General features: G+C 68.4%; 21 protein-coding genes and 1 pseudogene. 11 read left to right on the forward strand and 11 right to left on the reverse strand.

Translation table 11 applies throughout. From position 1 onward, the window contains the following. Nucleotides 1-432 (reverse strand): annotated as a pseudogene (locus tag A5744_RS03485) (hypothetical protein); the annotation flags it as partial. A 181-nt stretch (nt 433-613) separates the two neighbouring features. On the opposite strand from A5744_RS03485, the gene A5744_RS03490 reads away from it, so the two are divergent. Then, nucleotides 614-1,732: an epoxide hydrolase family protein gene (locus tag A5744_RS03490; RefSeq protein WP_076058394.1), complete on the forward strand. Its 1,119-nt coding sequence runs from the start codon at nt 614-616 to the stop codon at nt 1,730-1,732. Between the two features lie 4 nt (nt 1,733-1,736). On the opposite strand, the gene A5744_RS03495 is transcribed toward A5744_RS03490, so the two are convergent. Both A5744_RS03495 and A5744_RS03500 read right to left on the reverse strand, forming a co-directional pair. Next, a complete protein-coding gene (locus A5744_RS03495) occupies nt 1,737-2,132 on the reverse strand; it encodes a VOC family protein (RefSeq protein ID WP_076058396.1) in 396 nt (131 codons plus the stop codon). 15 nt (nt 2,133-2,147) lie between these two features. After that, entirely contained in the window at nt 2,148-2,972 is an 825-nt protein-coding gene (locus A5744_RS03500) for an oxygenase MpaB family protein (RefSeq protein ID WP_076058397.1), read from the reverse strand. A gap of 52 nt (nt 2,973-3,024) precedes the next feature. On the opposite strand from A5744_RS03500, the gene A5744_RS03505 reads away from it, so the two are divergent. Next, nucleotides 3,025-3,981 carry a cobalamin biosynthesis protein gene (locus A5744_RS03505; RefSeq protein ID WP_076058399.1) on the forward strand — a complete coding sequence of 319 codons (957 nt, stop codon included), beginning with the start codon at nt 3,025-3,027 and terminating at the stop codon, nt 3,979-3,981. Between the two features lie 27 nt (nt 3,982-4,008). On the opposite strand, the gene A5744_RS03510 is transcribed toward A5744_RS03505, so the two are convergent. The 3 genes from A5744_RS03510 to A5744_RS03520 are packed head-to-tail and all read right to left on the reverse strand — an operon-like array spanning nt 4,009 to nt 5,994. Then, on the reverse strand, nt 4,009-4,833 hold the full coding sequence (locus tag A5744_RS03510) for an SURF1 family protein (RefSeq protein WP_076058400.1): 825 nt from the start codon (nt 4,831-4,833) through the stop codon (nt 4,009-4,011). Further along, entirely contained in the window at nt 4,833-5,324 is a 492-nt protein-coding gene (locus A5744_RS03515) for a low molecular weight protein-tyrosine-phosphatase (RefSeq protein ID WP_076115942.1), read from the reverse strand. The genes A5744_RS03510 and A5744_RS03515 overlap by 1 nt, the downstream gene beginning before the upstream one ends. Then, on the reverse strand, nt 5,317-5,994 hold the full coding sequence (locus A5744_RS03520) for an HAD-IA family hydrolase (RefSeq protein ID WP_170874414.1): 678 nt from the start codon (nt 5,992-5,994) through the stop codon (nt 5,317-5,319). Before A5744_RS03520 ends, A5744_RS03515 begins: the two co-directional genes overlap by 8 nt. 82 nt (nt 5,995-6,076) lie before the next feature. Between A5744_RS03520 and cobC the strand changes: the two genes are divergently transcribed. Genes cobC through A5744_RS03545 form a run of 5 tightly spaced genes read left to right on the forward strand, consistent with a single transcriptional unit; the run spans nt 6,077 to nt 10,665 of the window. Beyond that, complete coding sequence (gene cobC, locus A5744_RS03525) at nt 6,077-7,108, forward strand: Rv2231c family pyridoxal phosphate-dependent protein CobC (protein WP_076058453.1); 1,032 nt, start codon at nt 6,077-6,079, stop codon at nt 7,106-7,108. Continuing rightward, nucleotides 7,105-8,232 (forward strand): Nif3-like dinuclear metal center hexameric protein, encoded by a 1,128-nt coding sequence (locus A5744_RS03530; protein ID WP_076058455.1) that lies wholly within the window; start codon nt 7,105-7,107, stop codon nt 8,230-8,232. The genes cobC and A5744_RS03530 overlap by 4 nt, the downstream gene beginning before the upstream one ends. Next, the gene (locus A5744_RS03535) at nt 8,229-8,966 is read left to right on the forward strand and encodes a zinc ribbon domain-containing protein (RefSeq protein ID WP_076058457.1); all 738 of its coding nucleotides are present in this window, start codon (nt 8,229-8,231) and stop codon (nt 8,964-8,966) included. Before A5744_RS03530 ends, A5744_RS03535 begins: the two co-directional genes overlap by 4 nt. Further along, nucleotides 8,963-10,066 carry a bifunctional RNase H/acid phosphatase gene (locus tag A5744_RS03540; protein ID WP_076058459.1) on the forward strand — a complete coding sequence of 368 codons (1,104 nt, stop codon included), beginning with the start codon at nt 8,963-8,965 and terminating at the stop codon, nt 10,064-10,066. The genes A5744_RS03535 and A5744_RS03540 overlap by 4 nt, the downstream gene beginning before the upstream one ends. A gap of 17 nt (nt 10,067-10,083) precedes the next feature. Next, nucleotides 10,084-10,665: a TetR/AcrR family transcriptional regulator C-terminal ligand-binding domain-containing protein gene (locus tag A5744_RS03545; RefSeq protein WP_076058461.1), complete on the forward strand. Its 582-nt coding sequence runs from the start codon at nt 10,084-10,086 to the stop codon at nt 10,663-10,665. A 6-nt stretch (nt 10,666-10,671) separates the two neighbouring features. Here the strand turns inward: A5744_RS03545 and A5744_RS03550 are convergent, their stop codons facing one another. From A5744_RS03550 to A5744_RS03560, 3 genes are read right to left on the reverse strand one after another with little or no spacing between them, the layout of a single operon-like run. After that, nucleotides 10,672-11,886 (reverse strand): cytochrome P450, encoded by a 1,215-nt coding sequence (locus tag A5744_RS03550; protein ID WP_076058463.1) that lies wholly within the window; start codon nt 11,884-11,886, stop codon nt 10,672-10,674. Next, the gene (locus A5744_RS03555) at nt 11,883-13,604 is read right to left on the reverse strand and encodes an amidohydrolase family protein (RefSeq protein WP_076058465.1); all 1,722 of its coding nucleotides are present in this window, start codon (nt 13,602-13,604) and stop codon (nt 11,883-11,885) included. Before A5744_RS03555 ends, A5744_RS03550 begins: the two co-directional genes overlap by 4 nt. A 10-nt stretch (nt 13,605-13,614) precedes the next feature. Next, nucleotides 13,615-14,808: an amidohydrolase family protein gene (locus A5744_RS03560; RefSeq protein WP_076058467.1), complete on the reverse strand. Its 1,194-nt coding sequence runs from the start codon at nt 14,806-14,808 to the stop codon at nt 13,615-13,617. Nucleotides 14,809-14,993: 185 nt separating this feature from the next. Here A5744_RS03560 and A5744_RS03565 point away from each other — a divergent pair, with 185 nt between their 5' ends. Then, on the forward strand, nt 14,994-15,617 hold the full coding sequence (locus A5744_RS03565) for an FHA domain-containing protein (RefSeq protein ID WP_076058469.1): 624 nt from the start codon (nt 14,994-14,996) through the stop codon (nt 15,615-15,617). A 32-nt stretch (nt 15,618-15,649) separates the two neighbouring features. Here A5744_RS03565 and A5744_RS03570 read toward each other — a convergent pair whose 3' ends face one another. Then, nucleotides 15,650-16,414 (reverse strand): sigma-70 family RNA polymerase sigma factor, encoded by a 765-nt coding sequence (locus A5744_RS03570; protein ID WP_076058470.1) that lies wholly within the window; start codon nt 16,412-16,414, stop codon nt 15,650-15,652. A gap of 249 nt (nt 16,415-16,663) precedes the next feature. Here A5744_RS03570 and A5744_RS03575 point away from each other — a divergent pair, with 249 nt between their 5' ends. From A5744_RS03575 to A5744_RS03585, 3 genes are all read left to right on the forward strand, one after another. Beyond that, nucleotides 16,664-17,224, forward strand: a complete 561-nt coding sequence (locus A5744_RS03575) for a nuclear transport factor 2 family protein (RefSeq protein WP_076058472.1) — start codon at nt 16,664-16,666, stop codon at nt 17,222-17,224. Between the two features lie 103 nt (nt 17,225-17,327). Continuing rightward, nucleotides 17,328-17,804, forward strand: coding sequence for a CAP domain-containing protein (locus tag A5744_RS03580; protein ID WP_170874415.1), 477 nt, complete (start codon nt 17,328-17,330; stop codon nt 17,802-17,804). A gap of 22 nt (nt 17,805-17,826) precedes the next feature. Continuing rightward, a complete protein-coding gene (locus A5744_RS03585; protein ID WP_076058474.1) occupies nt 17,827-18,027 on the forward strand; it encodes a hypothetical protein in 201 nt (66 codons plus the stop codon). Between the two features lie 3 nt (nt 18,028-18,030). Here the strand turns inward: A5744_RS03585 and A5744_RS03590 are convergent. Then, nucleotides 18,031-19,427: molybdopterin-dependent oxidoreductase (locus tag A5744_RS03590; RefSeq protein WP_139331222.1), on the reverse strand; the 1,397-nt coding region annotated here is incomplete at its 5' end.

Consider the following 19,427-nt stretch of genomic DNA (forward strand, 5'->3'; position numbering starts at 1 on the left):
GGCGGGGCAGGCCGTGCTCGCCGCCAATTGCCGCTTGCACGAATCCAATTGGGTCAACGAGTAGCCGTGCTCGCGGAACTGACGATCCCACTCATCGAGTAGGAGACTTACCAGGTCGCGCACCGGTGGTGCGGCGTAGACCAACAGCTCGGCTATCCCGTCGTCGAGTCCCAGGCGCATGCGGAAGTCATAGAGCTCTCGGATGGCCTCGGCGCGCCGCTGGTTGGCGACCTCCTCGGCGGTGCCGGTCCCCTCGTATTGGGCCGCGCGTTTGACGTATATGGTCGCGGAGATCAGGGCCTTCAACACGGCCTTCTTGTCATCGGCCGCACGCTTCTCGAAGTCGAGCACACGTTCGTGGCGGCGGTCTTCTTCCTTGTTCCTGGCATCGATGCGCTTCGTAAAGATCGCGACGGCGGCGCTCGAAGTCACGGACGCAAGAGGTACGAGCGCGTTGCCTATTAACGTCATCCAGTTCATTTGTCAACCCTAAACTCACGATCGCCCGGTCCGCAGGCGAACCGCGACGAGCGGCCCTCGCATTGGGGGCCGGCGTGAGCCGAGATGTCGGGGTCCGTGACGCGGCTTTCGGACCCGGCGGCACTATGAACGGGTGAAGCCGTTTCGCATCGACGTTTCCGATGACGTTCTCGACGACCTGCGATCCCGTTTGGCGCGCACCCGCTGGCCTGAAGCCGAGTGCGTCGACGACTGGAGCCAGGGCATTCCGTTGGCCTACACCCGGGAGCTCGCCGGCTACTGGGCCAACGAATACGACTGGCGGTCGCGGGAAGCCGCGCTCAACCGATTCGACCAGTTCGTGACCGAGATCGACGGGCTGGACATCCATTTCATCCACCAACGATCGCCGCACGAGAACGCCTTCCCGCTGGTGATCACGCATGGCTGGCCGGGCTCAATTGTGGAGTTCCACAAGGTCATTGAGCCGCTGACCAATCCAGCGTCGGGACGCGCCGAAGACGCCTTTCATGTTGTTTGCCCGTCACTTCCGGGATACGGCTTCTCCGGTAAGCCCACCCGCACCGGATGGGGTGTGGAGAAGATCGCCGCGGCGTGGGAGACGCTGATGAGCAGCCTGGGCTACGACCGCTACGGCGCCCAGGGCGGCGACTGGGGCGCGGCCGTCACCAACCAGATCGGCCGAAACGGCGGACATTGCTCGGCCATTCACCTGAACATGCCGCTTGGCAGGCCGACGCCCGAAGCGCTGGCGAACCCCACCGAGGAGGAGCAGGCTGCGATGGCCGCGCTGGCGGAGCACCGCAAGTGGGGCACCGGCTATTCCAAGCAGCAGTCGACCCGGCCGCAGACGCTGGGCTACGGGTTGGTCGATTCGCCGGTGGGGCAACTGGCGTGGATCGTCGAAAAGTTTTGGGCCTGGTCGGATTGCGACGGGCATCCCGAGAATGTGTTCAGCCGCGACGAGCTGCTCGACAACGTGATGGTGTACTGGGTGACCGAAACCGCCGCCTCCTCGGCGCGGCTGTATTGGGAGAGCTTTCGGGTCTGGGGGCAGATAGATCGGGTCGAATTGCCAACCGGCGTAGCGGCTTTCCCGCATGAGCTGCTCAAGGCGCCGCGAAGCTGGTGCGAGCCGGTCTACAACATCACCCACTGGACGGACATGCCGCGCGGCGGGCATTTCGCCGCGTTCGAACAACCGGAGCTGTTCGTCGACGACCTGCGCGCGTTCTTTGCGACCGTGCGCTGACGGGTCACCCCGGAAGCGCGAAGAATTCCAATGCGATGCCGTCGGGGTCGCGGAAACTCAGGCCCGAGCCGTACTCCGCGTCCACGATGCCGCCGTGCTCGATCCCGAGCTCGTCCAGCCGCGTGACCCAGTTCTCCAGCTCGGAGCGATTGGCGCAGCCGAAGGCGACATGGTCGAGGCCGACGCGATGTTCGCTGAACTTCTCCTCGGGGGCCGGGCGGTCGTGCTGGTGGAGGCCGAACCCCGTGCCGCCGTCGAGCAACCACACCTGATGCCGGTAGCCGGCGTCGTCGTGCTCGTCGGTGAGGGGGTCGGAGCCGAGAAGGCGGCGGTACCAGGGACTGCTTACTTCGAGGTCGCGCACCGTGATCGCGACGTGGTTGAGTGCGGGGAAGGCCATGCGCTGACTCTAGCCCTAGACGATGCGCCGGCCGCGTCGCGCGCGAGATCGCATGTCCCGCAAGTAGAGCTGGTATCCAAAGATCCACGCCCGGTGCGGGATCAATCGGTCGGCCAGCCGTAGGGCTGTCAGCAGCCATTCGAATCGGCGCTGCTGGCGCTCCGACCAGTCCAGCTTCATCATCGCCCGAAACTCGGGGGCCAGAAATCCCGTCGTCGCGAACAAATTGAGAGGCCCCGCCAGCGCCCGCACCGGCCACGGCAGGAATGCCATCGACGCCACCCCGAGCAGATGCTCGCGCACCGGCGGGTCGATGCGCAGTTCGTCGAGCGAGCGTTTCCAGTACTCGTCGAACGCGACCCGGTCCGGCGGCCACATGCGCTCGGGCACCTGCAGCGTGGTGCCCAGCCGTTTCGCGTCGCGGTAGACGGCGTCGGCGGTGGCTGGATCATGAAGGTCAAGCGGGCCGTGCAGAAACTCGTGCTGGTCGATGAAATAGCGGTACAGACACGCGGCCACCCACAGCTGTAACTTGGGGTCAAACGCGTTGTAGGACACCGGGCTTGACGATGTCGACCGCACCTGCCGGTGTGCGACGTCGACGGCATCGCGGATCAGCGCCCGATCGGACTCGGTGCCGATGGTCGCCACCGCCAGGTAGGTGCCGGTGGTGCGGGCCCGCTTGAACGGATGCTTGTAGACGTTGCCGCTATCCACCGGGCTTTCCAGCACGCCGTAACCGACGCCCGGCAGCGACAGCTGCATGATCACATTGGCGGCCGGTAACAGCATCGCCGCCGGATTCAGCAGGTCGGCGATCCGGGTCGCGGGCCGCTTCATCGCGGAACTCGCCTCATGCAATCGAGTAGACCACGTGTGAGACGCTGCCGGAATGGTTGCGACTCGGACCCCTGTCGCCGGCGTGCTGGCCGGCTACCTGGCCGACCTCGCGCTGAGCGACCCGGAGCGGGGGCATCCGGTCGCGCTGTTCGGCACGGCGGCCGCGCGGGTGGAGGGACTCACCTACCGCGACGGCAAGCTCGCCGGCGCGATGCACGTGGGGCTGATGGTCGGCGCCGCAACGCTGCTCGGGGCGGCGGTCGAGAGGGCCGCGGTGCGCCTGGGCGGCCCGTGGCCGATCGCCGCCACCGCCGCGGCTACTTGGATATCGCTGGGCGGCACGTCGTTGGCGCGCACCGGCACGGCGATGTCGCGGCTGCTGGAACGCGGCGATGTCGAGGGCGCGCGACGATTGTTGCCGTCGCTGTGCGGGCGCGATCCGGCGGCGCTGGACGGCCCGGGCTTGACGCGCGCGGCGCTGGAATCGATCGCGGAAAACACGTCCGACGCCCAGGTGGCGCCGCTGCTGTGGGCGACGGCGGGTGGCGTGCCCGCGGTGCTGGCGTACCGCGCCGTCAACACCCTGGATTCGATGATCGGCCACCGCTCCCCGCGTTATATCCGGTTCGGTTGGGCCGCAGCGCGCTTGGACGACGTCGCCAACTACGTGGGGGCCCGGGTGACCGCCGCGCTGGTGGCGTTGTGCGCGCCGCTGGTCAGCGGGTCGACGGCGGGCGCGCTGCGGGCATGGCGGCGGGACGCGGCCCGTCATCCCAGCCCCAACGCCGGTGTGGTCGAGGCCGCGTTTGCGGGTGCGCTGCGCGTGCGGCTCGGCGGGCCCACCCAGTACCGCCATGAGCTGCAGATCCGCCCGACCCTGGGCGACGGCCCGCAGCCCACTGTCGCCGACCTGCGGCGCGCGGTCACACTGTCTCGGGCAGTGCAGGTGGCCGCGGCCGCTGGGGTGATCGCATTGGGTGTGCGTCAGCGGCGTCGAATGTGCGCGTAGGGCGCCCCCAGCGCACACTGAAAGCGTTCAGCGCCGCCGGCCGTAGCGGTCGGCGAGTTTCTCCTCGACGGTCGTCGGGCTTTCGGAGGTTTCAGTGACGGGCGCTTGGTGCTTTTCCGCACGGCGGGCCCGGATCTCGGAATAGGCGAAATAGCCCAGCCCGATCGGCGCCAGGATGCCGAACAAAATCCACTGAATGCCGTAGGACAGGAACGGCCCTGCGTCCAGGCGCGGCACTCCGATCACGCCGAGCCCGCCGGGTTGGTTTTCGACCAACTGAAGATACGAGCCGGCCAGCGGGACTTTGGTCAGCGCCGAAACCTGTTGGGTATTGATCGAATACACCTGCTGGAAGCCGTCTCTGGTGAAGGGGTCTTTGCCCTGCACGAGGGGCTCCGAATCGCGCAGGCGCGCCGTGATGCTCACGGTCTCCGCCGGCGGCCGCGGGATCGGCGGCACGTGCGAACCCTCCTCGGGTCGCACGTAGCCGCGGTCCACCAGGACGGTGGGTCCGTCGTCGACGACGAACGGCACCAGCACCTCGAACGCCTGCTCGGCCTCGACGACCCGCAGCCGGGCCAGCACCGCAACATCGGCCAGATAGTGGCCGGTTGCCGTCACCCTGCGCCATTGTGCATCCGGGGCCGACGAATCCTGTTGCGGTAACAATGTTTTCAGCGGAACGGGGGCGGTGTTGAGGGAATACTCGATTTGGTGGTTTTCCCGCGACGTGCGGGTGTTCTTCCCCAGCTGCCACGGCGCGAGCACCATGAAGCACAAGTAAGTGAAGGCGATCACGACCAGCGCCAGCACTATCCAGCCGGGCCGCAGCAAGAACGCCAAGCGGGGCATCAACCGTGCCCGTTTCGCGCCAGTTGCTCGTCGACCCACTCGTGTAGGCCGGGGAGGGCGGCCTCGATCACGGCAAAGACTTCTTCGAAGTCCGCGTGGTCGCCGTAGTAGGGGTCGTCGACGTCGGGCACATAGGCGCCCGAGCGCGGGTCGAACGACCGCAGCAGTCGGATCCGGCTCTCCTCGACTCCCAGCTGCTGCAACATCCAGACATGGTTGCGGCCCAGCGCCACCACCAGGTCGGCCGCCGAATGATCGGTGCCGAATTGGGCCGCGCAGTGGTCGGTGGAATAGCCGTGCGCGCGCAATACCCGGGCGGCTCGCTCGTCGGCGCAGCTGCCGATGTGCCAGTCGCCGGTGCCCGCACTCGTCACCCGCACCGCGTCGCCCAGACCGCGCCGCCGCAACTGCTCGGCGAACATCTTCTCGGCCATCGGCGAGCGGCAGATGTTGCCCGTGCAGACGAAGGTGACGTGCAGCGGTTTAGACACCCAACGCCCTCCGCAGTTCGGCGATGGTGGCGGCATGCGTCACGCCGACGGCGGGCGCGCCCGTTTCCGCGAAGTCCGCCCGCCCGTAGCCCCAGCCCACCACCACGGCGTCGATCCCATGCGCGGCCGCGCCGTCCACGTCGTGGCTGCGGTCGCCGACCATCAGCACCCGGTCGGGCAGCGGCCGCAGCTGCTCCAGCGCGTGCGCCAGCACCTCCTCCTTGGTCTTGCGCGATCCGTCGGGACTCGCCCCGGCGATGACATCGAAATACCGGTCGAGCTCGAAATAGGCGAGGATGCGTCGCGCCGTCGGTTCCAGCTTCGAGGTGGCCACCGCCAGCCGGACACCGGCGGCGTGCAGATCAGCCAGCAGGGTGGCAATCCCGTCGAACAACGTGTTCATCGCCCAGCCCCGGGCGCCGTACTCGGCGCGGAAGGCCGCGATCGCCGCGTCGGCGTGCTCGCCGAGCTCCATCGCGCGGAACGTGTCGTCCATCGGCGGGCCGACGATCTGCGCGGCCAGGTCGCCCTCGGGCACCGGGGCGCCGATGTGGCTCAGCGCGTGCAGGAAGCTCGCGACGATCCCTTCGGCGGAATCGGTGAGGGTGCCGTCGAGATCGAAGATCACCAGCTGCGGCGCCGTGCAATCGGCCGGGACTGTGCCTGTCACGTCACCATTGTCCTAGATGGGCATGTGCTGGTGTGACGGTGTTCCCGCCACGCTCCCGTGGCGGCGCACTAGTGTTTCACTGATGGCGAGTCTGGATCCGAGCCCGCTTGGTGCCGGGCGCTACCACGGTGATCAGGCCGTCGCGCCGGGGATGCTGGATTTCGCCGTCAACGTTCGTCATGCGCAACCGCCGGAATGGCTGATAGGGCGGCTTGCCGCGCGGCTGCCGGATCTGGCGCGCTATCCCGGCATCGAGGACCTGTACGCGGCGCAAGACGCCGTCGCCGAGCGCCATGGCCGGGCGCGCGACGAGGTGCTGCCGCTGGCCGGTGCGGCGGAGGGGTTCGCGTTGCTGCCCAACCTGCGTCCGGCGCGGGCGGTGATCGTCGCGCCGTCGTTCACCGAGCCGGCGGTGGCGCTGACCGCCGCCGGGGTGCCGGTGCATCACGTCGTGCTCGAGCCGCCGTTCGGTTTGGATGGGGTATTCGTGCCCGACGACGCCGACCTGGTGGTGGTGGGCAATCCGACCAATCCCACCTCGGTGCTGCACACCCGCGAGCGGCTGCTGGCGTTGCGCCGGCCCGGCCGCATTCTGGTGGTCGACGAGGCGTTCGCCGACTCGGTTCCGGGTGAGCCGGAGTCGCTGGCCGGCGACGCGCTGCCCGACGTGGTGGTGCTGCGCAGCCTGACCAAATCCTGGGCGCTGGCCGGATTGCGGGTGGGATACGCCCTCGGTCCGCCGGATGTGTTGGCGCGGCTGACCGCCCGGCGTGCGCACTGGCCGGTGGGCACGCTGCAGCTGACCGCCATCGCGGCGTGTTGCGCCGCGGAAGCCGTCGCCGACGCGGCGGCCGATGCGCTGCGGCTGGCGCGGCTGCGTTCGCAGATGGTGGCCGGTCTAGCGTCGGTGGGTGCCGAGGTGGTCGACGGCAGGGCGCCGTTCGTCCTGTTCCGTAGGCCGGACGCAGTCGCAGTGCGAAAGCATTTGCAGCACAAGGGGATTGCGATACGCCGGTGCGACACCTTCGTGGGCCTGGGCGAGGAGTATCTGCGGGCGGCGGTGCGTCCAGAATGGCCGCGGTTGATCGAGACGATCGACGAGGTGCGGCCGTGAGTGTGCGGCTGGCCGATGTCATCGAGGTGCTGGACGAGGCCTATCCGCCGCGGCTTGCCCAGCCGTGGGATTCGGTCGGCCTGGTGTGCGGCGACCCCGACGACGCGCTGGACTCGGTGACCGTCGCCGTCGACGCCACGCGAGAGGTCGTCGACGAAGTTCCCGACGGCGGCCTGCTGCTGGCCCATCACCCGCTCCTGCTGCGCGGGGTGGATACGGTCGCGGCCAGCACCCCGAAGGGCGCGCTCGTGCACCGGCTGATCCGAAGCGGGCGTTCGCTGTTCACCGCGCACACCAACGCCGACTCGGCGTCGCCGGGCGTGTCGGACGCGCTGGCCGACTCGCTCGGCCTCACCGTCGAGGCGGCGCTCGAGCCGTTGCCCATGACGGGCGACCTCGACAAGTGGGTCATCTACGTGCCGCGCGAGAACGCGGACGCGGTGCGGGCGGCCGTGTTCGACGCGGGCGCCGGCCACATCGGCGACTACTCGCACTGCAGCTGGAGCGTCAGCGGCATCGGGCAGTTCCTGCCGCACGAGGGGGCGACGCCCGCGGTGGGCAGCGTCGGCACGGTCGAGCGGGTGGAGGAGGACCGGTTCGAGGTCGTCGCGCCCGCGCGCGCCCGGGCGGCGGTGCTGGCGGCGATGCGCGCCGCCCACCCGTACGAGGAGCCCGCGTTCGACATCTTCGCGCTGGTGCCCCCGCCCAGTGACGCCGGGTTGGGCCGCATCGGCACGCTGCCACGGCCGGAACCGTTGCGCGCCTTCGTCTCCCGCGTCGCCGCGGCGCTGCCGTCGACGTCCTGGGGTGTGCGCGCCGCGGGGGACCCCGACACGGCGGTGAGGCGGGTCGCCGTGTGCGGCGGCGCCGGGGACTCGCTGCTGGCCACCGCGGCGGACGCGGGCGTGCAGGCCTATGTCACCGCCGACCTGCGGCATCACCCGGCCGACGAGCATCGCCGGGCCTCGGACGTAGCCCTGATCGACGTCGCGCATTGGGCCAGCGAATTCCCGTGGTGCGAGCAGGCCGCCGACCTGCTGCGGTGCCGTTTCGGTGCGGAGTTGCCGGTGCGGGTCAGCACCCTGCGCACCGACCCATGGAATCTTGGGGGAGATGGTTCATGAAAGCCGAAGTAGCGCAGCAGCTTTCGCTACTCGAGTTGTCGAAGCTGGACGCCGAGCTGTCCCGGATTGCGCACCGCGCGTCGCATCTGCCGCAGCGGGAGGCGTACGCGCGGATGCAGTCCGAGCACGAGGCCGCCAGCGACCGGCTGGCCGCTATCCGAATCGCCGTGGAGGACTTGGACGCCCAGGTCTCGCGACTCGAGTCCGAGATCGACGCCGTCCGCCAGCGCGAAGACCGCGATCGTGCATTGCTCAAATCGGGTGCGGCCGATGCGAAGCAATTGTCGGATCTGCAGCACGAACTGGAGACGCTGGTGCGGCGCCAGACCAGCCTGGAGGATTCGCTGCTGGAGGTGATGGAGCGCCGCGAGGAGTTGCAGGCCCAGCTGGCCACCGAGCAGCGGGCGATCGAGGCGTTGCAGGCCGACCTGGTCAGCGTCCAGCGGGAACTGGATGCTGAGCTGGCCGAAATAGACGAGGCCCGCCAGCAACATTCGTCGCGGCGCGACACGTTGACCGCGGCGCTGGACCCCGCGCTGACGGCGCTGTACGAGCGGCAGCGTGCCGGGGGAGGGCCGGGTGCCGGGCCGTTGCTGGGTCACCGCTGCGGCGCGTGCCGGATCGAGATCGGCCGCGGTGAGCTGTCGCGCATCTCGGCGGCCGCCGAGGACGAACTGGTGCGGTGCCCAGAATGCGGTGCGATCCTGTTGCGGGTCAAGGGATTCGAGCAGTGAAAGTCGTCATCGAAGCCGACGGCGGGTCGCGTGGCAATCCCGGGCCGGCCGGATACGGCGCGGTGGTGCTGGCCGAAGACCGCTCGGCTGTGCTTGCCGAGACCAAGCAGGCCATCGGCCGGGCCACCAACAATGTCGCCGAATACCGGGCCCTGATAGCCGGTTTGGACGACGCCGCGAAGCTGGGGGCCACCGAGGCCGCCGTCTTCATGGATTCCAAGCTGGTGGTCGAGCAGATGTCGGGGCGGTGGAAAGTCAAGCACCCCGACCTCATCGAGCTGCACGCCCAGGCCCGGCAGCTGGCAGCGCGGTTCGGACGGATCAGCTACACGTGGGTCCCGCGCGCCCGCAACACCCATGCGGATCGGTTGGCCAACGAGGCGATGGACGCCGCGGCCGGCATCGAATCCGAGGAACCGCCGGTTGTCGAACCCGCGAAAACCGTTACGGCCCAAGCGTCGACGGCGCCCGGGTGGACCGGCGCCCGCGGCACCCCGACCCGCCTGCTGTTGTTGCGGCACGGGCAGACCGAGCTGTCGGTGGAGCGCCGATATTCGGGCCGGGGCAACCCGGCGCTGACCGAGGTGGGGCGGCGGCAGGCGCAGGCCGCGGCGCGATATTTGGCGGAGCGCGGCGGGATAGCCGCCGTGCTATCGTCCCCGCTGCAACGCGCCTACGACACGGCGGCGACGGCCGCCAAAGCGCTGGGCCTGGATGTCACCGTCGACGACGATTTGATCGAGACCGACTTCGGGGCCTGGGAGGGGCTGACTTTCGCCGAGGCCTCCCAACATGATCCGGAGCTGCACCGCCGCTGGTTGCGTGACACCAGCACGATGCCGCCAGACGGCGAGAGCTTCGACCGCGTGCTGGATCGAGTGTGCCGGGTTCGGGACCGGATCGTCGCGGCGCACGAGGGCGCGACGGTGCTGGTGGTGTCGCATGTGACGCCGATCAAGATGCTGCTGCGTCTGGCTTTGGACGCCGGGCCGGGTATTCTGTATCGGCTGCATCTCGACCTCGCGTCGCTGAGCATCGCCGAGTTCTATTCCGACGGCGCTTCTTCGGTGCGGCTGGTGAACCAAACCGGCTATCTTTAGGCGGTAGGGAGACATCGATGCAGCCGTCTCGATCACTCGATGAGTCTGTTCCGGCCGACATCCGGGCGCGGGTGATGCCGGCCGCGCTCGACGAGTTGGCCCGCTGGGGTGTCGAGCGGTTCAGCATCGAGGCCATGGCCGAGCGTCACCACCTCGATCCCGCAATGATCCAGCGCTACTGGGGCGACCGGCAACGACTGATCGTCGATGCGGCCCTTGCCGATGCGGAGACCTTCAGTTCGGTGCCGGACACCGGCTCGCTGCGCGGAGACCTGCTGATGTTGGCCCGGAAGCTGACCGATCGGATCAACACCGAGCAGGGCCGCACGTTTCTGCGGGCCTTGGCCATGGACCATGGTGGACATCACGACGAGGAGACCCGAAGGATGTTGTGGCGGGCGCGTTTTGCACTCGGCCGCACGGTCATTGACCGTGCCAGGGAACGCGGTGAATTGCGCGAGGGCGTCAACACGCTGGCCGCGGTGCAGATCGTGATGGCGCCGCTCAATGTTCGTGTCCTCTACTCCGACGTGCCCGTCGACGACCGCTATTGCGAGGCCATCGCCGACATGGCGTGGCACGCGCTGGCGCGCAAATAGGCGGCGCTAGGCGGGCGTGAACTCGGCGGGCAGTGTCGCCGGCGATCGGAACGCCACGCCCACGATGTGTGGTGTCGGAGCGGAGGAGTCCAGCCGCAAGTCCGGCAGCCGATTCAGCAGCGCGTCGATAGCCACGATCGCTTCCATCCGCGCGAGGTGCATGCCCAGGCAGAGATGCGGGCCGCCGCCGAACGTCAGGTGGGCGATGTTCCTGCGGGTGGGATCGAATCGGTCCGGGTCCGGGTAGCGCGCAGGGTCCCGATTGGCGGCCGCGACGCTGACGCTGACGTGCGTGCCCGCCGGGATCGCGACCCCGCCCAGCTCGCAGTCGCGGACCGCTCGCCGCACCACCGTGGTGATCGGTGGCTCCCAGCGCAACGCTTCCTCGAAGGCGCCGCGGAGCATGCCGCGGTCCGCACGCAGCGCATCCAGCAGCGCCGGCTGCGTGAGCAGCGCGACCAGCAGGTTGCCCGACGCCCGGTAGGTGGTCTCGACGCCCGCGGGCAGGATCAGCAGCAAGAACGCGAAGATCTCGTCGTCGGTGAGGCGCGTGCCGTCGATCTCCGACTCCGCCAGCGTGCTGATCAGATCGTCCTGTGGGCGGCGCCGGCGCTCGGCGAGGACCTCCGCGAAATAGGCCTTCAGCGCAGCGGACGCGGCGACGCCCCGATCCCAGTCGTAGACAACATTGAGCAACTCGATCGACAGTCGCTGAAAGCGCAGATAGTCCTCCCGCGGCAGCCCCATGATCCGGGCGATGACCTGGACGGGAAACGCGAAGGTGAATTCGCGGGCCAGCTCGGCCCGCCCGCGCGGCGCGAACCGGTCGATCAGCTCGTGGACCACCACCTCCACCAGCTCGCCGCGCCACCGCTCCAGCAACACCGTGCGGAACGACGGCGAAACCAGGGCCCGGCTGGCCCGATGCTCGGCTCCTTCGAGTTCGAGCAGGGTGCGGCCCATGACCGGGCCCATGATCTGGTCGTAGATCGACGACGAGAAGGTGTCGGGATGCGTGAGCACGGTCTGGCATTCGTCGTAGCCGAGCACGGTGACTCCGAGCTCGCCAACCTGCCCGGAACTGGTCTCCCCGAACGGATTTCCGCACATCACGCGGTGCCGCTCACGGGCCTCGCGCAGCCGCTCGTGCACGTTTTCAACCTGCATGAGCAGCCCGGTTTGCAGCTCGGCCGGGTCGAATTCGTCGGTCACGTGGCTCATGACGCCGTGACCGTCTGGGTGTCACGTCCGGAGCGCAGCACCGTGCCGGGCATGGCGCCGGTGGCGGCGCTGTCGTGGCATACCTCCACACCGCCGACGAGTACCGAGGTGATGCCGTGGGCGTCGGCCACCAGCCGGGGCGCGCCCGAGGGCAGGTCGTAGCGCGTGCGCTCGGGGCCGTGGTCGATGGTCGCGGGATCGAACATCACCAGGTCGGCGTGCCAGCCGGGCGCGATGCGGCCGCGTTCGGTCAGCCCGTAGAACCGGGCCGGCACGTCGGTGATCAACCGAACGGCTTCCTCGAGCGTCACTACCTGATGCTCGCGGACGCCGCGGCCCAGCAACGCCGTGGTGTAGATCGCCCCGCACATCATGTCCAGGTGGGCTCCGGCGTCCGAGCCGCCGATCACCGCGCCCGGGTGGCGCCACACCTCGGCCCGCAAGCGCCAGTCCGCGCTGTCGTCGCCAGTCAGCGGCGGGCTGAGCCCGGTGCGCAGCTCGTCGGCGATCACGATGTCCAGCAACGTGTCGAAGGGCTCACCACTGCGAGCCGCGGCCACCTCGCCGACACTGCGACCCGTCGCATCGGCGTTCTCGGGGGCGAACGTCTCGACGATGATCAGCCGATCCCATTGGGCCAGGCCGCGCAGCATGCCCGCCTCCTTCGATGCGGCGCCGTCGGCCAGCCGGCGACGCACCTGCGGATCGGCAAGTGCGGCAAGGCGTTCCGGCACGGGCAGATGCATCGTGTCGCGCCAGCCCGGCAGCCCGTCGAGCACGAAGCCGGACAGGAACGACAGCCGGATCTTCATCGCTTGCGGCAGGGTCAGCGCCACCACCCGGCCGCCGCGTTGAGCCGCGGCCTCGTAGGCCCGCAACTGCCTCTCGTGCCCGTCCGGGTTCGCCGCCGACACGCCCAGCAGGTTCCAATTCAGCGGCCGGTCGGCGGCTTTCGACATGTCGGTGAGCAGCGCGATGTCCTCGTCGGTGAAGCCGGACAGGCAGCCGGCGATGATGGCCTCGAGCGTGGTGCCCGGATGGTCGCGCAGACCGGCCGCCAGCGCTACCAGCTCGTCGCGCGACGCACCACGCGACGGCACCGGCTGGCCGGAGCCGTCGTTGTGGGTCGGCGACTGGCTCGTGGATAGTCCGAGCGCCCCGGCGGCGAGCGCGTCGTGCAGGACCGCGACCATGTTCTCGATCTGCTCGGGCGTCGCCTCGCCGCTTAAGGCGTCGTCGCCCATCGCCGCCAGCCGCAGCGCCGAGTGACCGACCAGGAAGCCGGCGTTGACGGCGATGCCGCCCTCGAGGCGGTTCAGCCAGTCGCCGAAAGATGCCCATCCCCAGTCGAGTCCGGTCCGCAGCGCGTCCAACGGCATCCCCTCCACCCGCGCGAGCATGCGGGTGAGGTAGTCGTGCTGGTCGGATGCCGCGGGCGCCAGCGTGAATCCGCAGTTGCCGCCGAAGACCGTGGTGACCCCGTGCTGCACCGACGGGCTCGCGGTCGGGTCCCAGAACAGCTGCGCGTCGTAGTGGGTGTGCAGGTCGACGAAGCCCGGCGCCAGCGTCTGCCCTTGGGCGTCAACGGTTTTCGCTGCCAGATCATCGACCTCACCGACCGCGACGATCCGGCCATTGCTCACGCCGACGTCGCCGTGGCGGGCGGGTGCGCCGGTGCCGTCGACGATCTCGACGTCGCGTATCAACAGGTCCAGCATTGGGAGCCTCCTACACTGCCGCGGCCAGCCACCCGTCGTCGGGAAGCGGGTGGCGGAACAGCTGTGCCGCGTTGCGATGGGTGATCCGGGCCGCGTCGTCCGCCGAAAGGCCGGCGACGTTGCGCGCCACGACTTGTTGCGTGTCGGGCCAGGTGGAGTCGGCGTGCGGATAGTCGCTCTCGACGAGGATCCGCTCGGTTCCGATCGCGTCCAGCGCGCCGAACGCGTGCGGGTCGTCGATCGAGCAGAACCAGAAGTTGCGGCGCAGCACCTCGCTGGGCAGCAGGTCGCCCTGCCACGCGCCGCCCTCATGTCCCGAAGCCGAGTGCGCCAGAACGTAATCGGCCCGGTCGCCGAGCATGGCCGCCCAGCCCAGCCCGCCCTCGGCCAGCGTGAAGTTCAGTCGCGGATACCGCACCGGGATGCCGGACCAGAGCATGTCGGCGCAGGCGACCAGGCCGTTGACCGGGAAGAGCGTGGTGATCGTCTCGAACGGGGTGTCCGGGGCGGGAATCGGCGCCCATTGTGCGGAACCCGTATGCAGGCACACGACCGTGTTCGTCTCCTCGCAGGCGGCGAAGAAGGGATCCCAGACGCCGCTGTGCAGGCTGGGGAGGCCGCATTGCGCGGGCAGCTCGGGGAAGCTCACCGCCTTGAAGCCGCGCGCGGCGTTGCGTCGTATCTCCTCGGGCGCCAGCTGCGGGTCGGCGAGCCACGGCAGCTGCAGCGGGATGATCCGTTCCGGGTAGCTGCCGGCCCACACCTCGAGGTGCCAGTCATTCCAGGCCCGCAGCGTCGCCAGCCCCAGCTCCAGATCGTCGCTCTTCCAGAACACGGTTCCGGCGAAACCGGCGATCAGGGACGGGAAGTTCAACGACGCCCAGATGCCCGCGAGGTCCATGTCGGCGATGCGGGCGTCGATATCCCAACAGCCGCGCCGCATCTCGTCGAAGCGTGCGGCCTCCATGCTCCACTCCTCGTGTGGTCGCCCGATCACCGCGTTGAGCCCGATGTTCGGGTACTCGCGGTCCTCGTAGCGCCACACCTGGCGCCCGTCGTCGGTCTCGACGACTTGCGGTGCGCGGTCGGCCAACGCGGCGGGAAGCCGGCCCACGAACATGTCGGGTGGCTCGATGACGTGGTCGTCGACCGAGATCACCACGTGCTGTCGCCGCCGTGGATCTGGGTCTGGCAGCAGCGCCATACCTGATGACTATGGTCGGTTTTTGCCCGCTGTCAATGCTATCTATGCAATCAATGCAAAGTTGCCGCCGCGGGCGTCGAGGCCTGGGCTTTGCGTGGTCGTCCAAGGCGCGGATTGGGCCATTTTGGCGCCCTTAGCGCATGAGCGAGCTCGTGAGCGTCAGAATGGGCTGATAGGAGGTCTGTATGTCTTCCCATTTGGAGGTCTGGAAACCATCCGGACGGGAGCTCATCGCGCTGAGCGGTCAACGAGTGACCCTCGGCAAGGCCTTAACCAACGCCGTGGTGCTCGAACACGACGCGACGGTGTCACGCGTACACGCCGTCCTGGAGAATTTCGGGCAGGCCTGGTCCGTGCGGGACCTGGGTAGCCGCAACGGCACCTACGTCAACGGCGAAAAGATCGCCGCGGAACGCATCCTGCGGTCGGGCGACGAACTTCGGCTCGGCAGTTCGCGGTTGGTCTTCTGGATGGGCGCCGAAGCCGACGAAGCACCGCATGATCAAGAAACGGAAACCGGTAAATCCATCCTGCGACCGCCGCGGATGACGCCGCGCGAACTCGAGGTCCTCAAGGTCCTGTGTCGTCCCTTCGTCACCGACGACCCGTTTCCCGAGCCTGCGTCGGTCCGTCGGATCGCCCAGGAGCTATATGTGACCGAGGCAGCGGTCAAACAGCATCTGCAGCACCTGTACGACAAATTCGGGATCCACGCAGAAGGGGACCGCCGAGTCCGGCTGGCCAACGCGGCCGTCCGGCTCGGGGCCGTCAACCGGGCCATGTTGCGTGATCGCCGTCCGCAGCGGTAGTGAGCCGTCGGTCGGGTTGTCGGGCCGCGTCGTCATGAGGACACGTTTTCGAGCACCCCGCCGCCGAGCATGGCGACGGCGTTGAGGACGCGGCGGCGGTATTCGTCGCATGTGTCGCACGAGTCGATATGGCGCGCAATGCGTTTCCGCATCAGGACCGTGAACTGTTGGTCCCACCCGGCCAGGTCCGCGGCGAGCTGCGGGCACCCGTTCTGGGTGGCGCGCCGGGCTACCAAAAGCGCACCCAATGAGCGTTCGACGGTGTCGCGCAGCCGCTGCAGAAGTTTCTTGGCCGAGTCGTAGCTGATGCCCAGCGTGTGCGCGAGGTCGATGCCGGTCATCCCGCGGCGGTAGACAAGCTCCAGCACGTGGCGGTCGCGCTCTGACAGACCCTCGGCCGCACGCGCGACGAGTTGAGCGAGCTCATTCTGGGCCGTCAACGTAAATGGCCCCGGGCCGGTCGCCGCGTTGTCCGGCAACTCGTCGAACGCGCGTTCGCGGCGGCGTTCGGACAACACCCGCAGCGCCCTGCGGCGGGCGATGGCGTAGAGCCACGGCCGCAGCTTCTCCGCGTCACGCAGCTTCGGCAACTCTGCCGCGGCGATGCAGAAGACCTCTTGGACGCAGTCGGAGGCCGTGTGCTGATCGCGCACCATCCCGGCGCAATAGGCATGCAGCGGTCCGGCGTAGCGGTTGTAGAGGCCCGCCAACGCCGCACGATCGCCGGCTGCGGCAGCGCGGGCCAGTTCGGCGTCGCTGAGGATGTCGGTGTTGGGCGGTGCGGTCATCAATGTCATGACTGAAATGCTCGGCGATGCGCGATGGTTTGGTAATCACCCGCAAAGCCAGATTCCACTCCCGAAAGGGAAGGGTTTCCTATCCGTCTGGTAAGGGTCCGTTCGGGTGTGCGACCTAGGTCTCGGATGTGCGTCTAGGTCGCCCTCAGCGCACACTCGAGCGCCGTGCGACCGTCCAGTGGGACGGAAGCCCCAGCGTCTGGCGCCGGCGTGGAAAAATTCGGCAGGCGGCCCGCGGGAAGGAACGACATGACCGACCTCATCGATCCGACCAAGACTTTCCGGCTTATCGAAGAGCGGATCGCCAAGACGACCAATCCACGGCATCTCCTGATGCTCAACCGGCTGCTGGATCACGCGAAGGGCGAGGCCGAGCAGGATCTCGACCGCGTCATGTCAACGTTGGCCCCGAACCCACGTTACGTCGCGTGGGGTGCGCCCGCGGACATGAGCCCGGTGGGGCGACAAGCGGTTCGGACCTTCTACGAGGACACGATCGTCACAGGCGGCCAGTGGCTCCTCGAGTTCGATATGGACCGAATCGTCGTCGACGACGACACGATCGTCACCGAAGGCTGTTTCCGCTCCCTCTACTACGGCGCTGACGCGGCATCGAGGGGCTTTCCCGTCGACGATCAAGAGGGCTTCTACGTCCTGAGGTTGCGCATGCTGATCGTGTGGCCGTTCGATGCCGAGGGTTTCATCGTCGGCGAGGAAACCTACAGCGCCATCACGACGCCCGACTTCCTGACGAAGGTCGAGGCATCCGCGGTACCGCAGAAGTTCCGGGATTTCGTCGGCGCGCGCTGAAAGCGCCCTCTCGAAACTTCGCGCCGATTCTCGACATTTCATTGTCGAAAATGGATAGCATTTGTTTGCTAAATAACGATGCGAGCGCGTGGCAAGAGGCAACATGACGAGGAAAGTCACGATCGTCGCCGCCTTCTCGATCTGCACTGTCTGCACTACGGCGCTCGGCACAGTTGCTGGTTCCGCCGCGCGCGCGGACGACTCGGGGGCCGCGGTGTACAGCGGCGTCAGCCGGGTTCGCGACACATGCGGGGCGCTCGGTGATGACCCGCGCTTGACGGTCGCGGCGCAGCGGCACGCCGACGACATGCTGAAAACCGGTGTGGGCGGCCATATCGGTTCCGACGGCTCGTCACCGCAGGTGCGTATCACCGATGCGGGCTACCGGCCCACCTACACCGGTGAGATCGTCTACTGGGGCACCGGATCCGCTGCGAACCCGAACCTGGCGTTGGACATGTGGATGCAAAGTCCCGCGCACCGAGCGATCATCCTGAACTGCGCGTTCACCGCGGCCGGCTTCGCCACCGCCTCGGATGGCAACAAGATGACGGCCGTCGGTGACTTCGCGGGTCCTTGATACCTGGGCTTTGCATCCATATATGAGAAGGACTTTCGTCGCCACGTTCGCGTTTGGGTTGGTCGTCGCGCTGTTCGGGCTGATCTGGGCGCTGCAGGGATTCGGAGTGCTTGGTGGTAGCCCCATGAGCAACACCACGACCTGGTCCATCATCGGTCCGATCACCGCGCTGGTCGGACTCGTGATCGCGTTGTTCAGCTGGCGGAAACTCTCGTCGAAGTAACGCTCACGCCGCCGCCACGGTGAAATTCACCGTGTGCCAGCCGGTGGCGCCGTCCGGGACGGGACTAACCCGATCCGCCGTCTGGGTAGCTCCGGTGTTGTCGGTGGCGCGCACGGTGATGGTGTGTCTCCCAAGGCTTTTCGCCTGCCAGGGAAAGCTCCACAGCCGCCACGTGTCGTTGGAATAGCTCGTGCCCTGTTGCGCGGGTTGCCATGGGCCGTCGTCGATGCGGACCTCCACGGCCCGCACCCCGCGATTCTGCGCCCACGCAACACCGCCGAAAACCACGGGCCCCATCGGCACCTTCTGGCCGTCTTTCGGCACGTCGATCCGCGACTCGGTCTTGATGGGTGCGCGCGGTGCCCAGCCCTGCCGCGTCCAGTACGCCTGCGCTTTGTCGAAGCGGGTGAGCTCCATCTCGACGACCCACTTGGTGGCCGATACGTACCCGTAGAGCCCGGGTACCACCAGCCGGGCCGGGTAGCCATGCTCGATCGGCAGCGGCTGACCGTTGAGGCCGACCGCCAACAGCGCGGTGCGGCCGTCGGTGAGCGCCTGCACCGGTGTGCCCGCGGTGAATCCGTCGATCGACGTCGAGAGCACCATATCGGCGTCCGCGTGCACCCCGGCCGCCGCCAGCAGGTCGGCCACCCGGTAGCCCGTCCACACTCCCGTCGAAATCAGGTTGCCCCCAACGGGATTCGACACGCAGGTCAACGTGGTCACCGTTTCGACGACGTCGAAGCGGGCGAGGTCGTCGAAGGTGTAGGTCGCTGCGTGGTCCACCATGCCGTGGATGTGCAGCCGCCAGTCGCCGTGGCTGAGTTGGGGAACGATGAGCGCGGTGTCCACCCGGTAGAAGTCGGCGCTGGCGGTGATAAAGCTGGGCAGCGCAACACCGTTCGGTTGCACGTCGGCGGGTATCGGTGGTGACGGTACGCGCGGTCGGGGAAATGCGAAGGTGGTGCGGTCAGCTGCCACCGAATGCACCAACCGCGTGATGACCGCGCCCGCAACCGCACTGACCGCTCCGAGTCCGAGCACTCCCAACACGACTAACCTGCGTCTGCCGGTGTCCGGCTCGTCGGGGCTGGCTGTGTCATCTGGGGCATCCGGTTCGGGCCAGAATCGACGAATGAGCAAGCGAAGGGTCGCCACGCCGCAGGCGGCGCCCGCGACGGTGGGGATGGTGTCGAGCGCCGTCGCACCCGGGCGCGACAGCACCGCAATGCATCCGAGGACCCCGGCCGCGGCGATCACGGCGCTGCCAAACGGGCGGCGGCGGGTCTCGAGTGTCCCGGGGGGGGGCGGGGGGGGGGCCGGGGCCGCCCCGGCGGCCCGCGGGCCCGAGCCAATGTGGGGGGTGCCCCCCGGGGGGGGGGGGGGGGGGGTGGGTAGCT

Origin of the sequence: Mycobacterium sp. IS-1264 (assembly GCF_001954195.1) — a bacterium.
GTDB lineage: Bacteria > Actinomycetota > Actinomycetes > Mycobacteriales > Mycobacteriaceae > Mycobacterium.

What these genes read in the sequence shown, in the direction of transcription:
- cobC (WP_076058453.1), top strand. Translation starts at nt 6,077, where the DNA reads ATGGCGAGTCTGGATCCGAGCCCGCTTGGTGCCGGGCGCTACCACGGT.
- A5744_RS03510 (WP_076058400.1), bottom strand. Translation starts at nt 4,833, where the DNA reads ATGCCCCGCTTGGCGTTCTTGCTGCGGCCCGGCTGGATAGTGCTGGCG.
- A5744_RS03560 (WP_076058467.1), bottom strand. Translation starts at nt 14,808, where the DNA reads ATGGCGCTGCTGCCAGACCCAGATCCACGGCGGCGACAGCACGTGGTG.
- A5744_RS03585 (WP_076058474.1), top strand. Translation starts at nt 17,827, where the DNA reads ATGAGAAGGACTTTCGTCGCCACGTTCGCGTTTGGGTTGGTCGTCGCG.
- A5744_RS03500 (WP_076058397.1), bottom strand. Translation starts at nt 2,972, where the DNA reads ATGAAGCGGCCCGCGACCCGGATCGCCGACCTGCTGAATCCGGCGGCG.
- A5744_RS03565 (WP_076058469.1), top strand. Translation starts at nt 14,994, where the DNA reads ATGTCTTCCCATTTGGAGGTCTGGAAACCATCCGGACGGGAGCTCATC.
- A5744_RS03535 (WP_076058457.1), top strand. Translation starts at nt 8,229, where the DNA reads ATGAAAGCCGAAGTAGCGCAGCAGCTTTCGCTACTCGAGTTGTCGAAG.
- A5744_RS03570 (WP_076058470.1), bottom strand. Translation starts at nt 16,414, where the DNA reads ATGACATTGATGACCGCACCGCCCAACACCGACATCCTCAGCGACGCC.
- A5744_RS03575 (WP_076058472.1), top strand. Translation starts at nt 16,664, where the DNA reads ATGACCGACCTCATCGATCCGACCAAGACTTTCCGGCTTATCGAAGAG.
- A5744_RS03580 (WP_170874415.1), top strand. Translation starts at nt 17,328, where the DNA reads ATGACGAGGAAAGTCACGATCGTCGCCGCCTTCTCGATCTGCACTGTC.
- A5744_RS03545 (WP_076058461.1), top strand. Translation starts at nt 10,084, where the DNA reads ATGCAGCCGTCTCGATCACTCGATGAGTCTGTTCCGGCCGACATCCGG.
- A5744_RS03550 (WP_076058463.1), bottom strand. Translation starts at nt 11,886, where the DNA reads ATGAGCCACGTGACCGACGAATTCGACCCGGCCGAGCTGCAAACCGGG.
- A5744_RS03555 (WP_076058465.1), bottom strand. Translation starts at nt 13,604, where the DNA reads ATGCTGGACCTGTTGATACGCGACGTCGAGATCGTCGACGGCACCGGC.
- A5744_RS03505 (WP_076058399.1), top strand. Translation starts at nt 3,025, where the DNA reads ATGGTTGCGACTCGGACCCCTGTCGCCGGCGTGCTGGCCGGCTACCTG.
- A5744_RS03495 (WP_076058396.1), bottom strand. Translation starts at nt 2,132, where the DNA reads ATGGCCTTCCCCGCACTCAACCACGTCGCGATCACGGTGCGCGACCTC.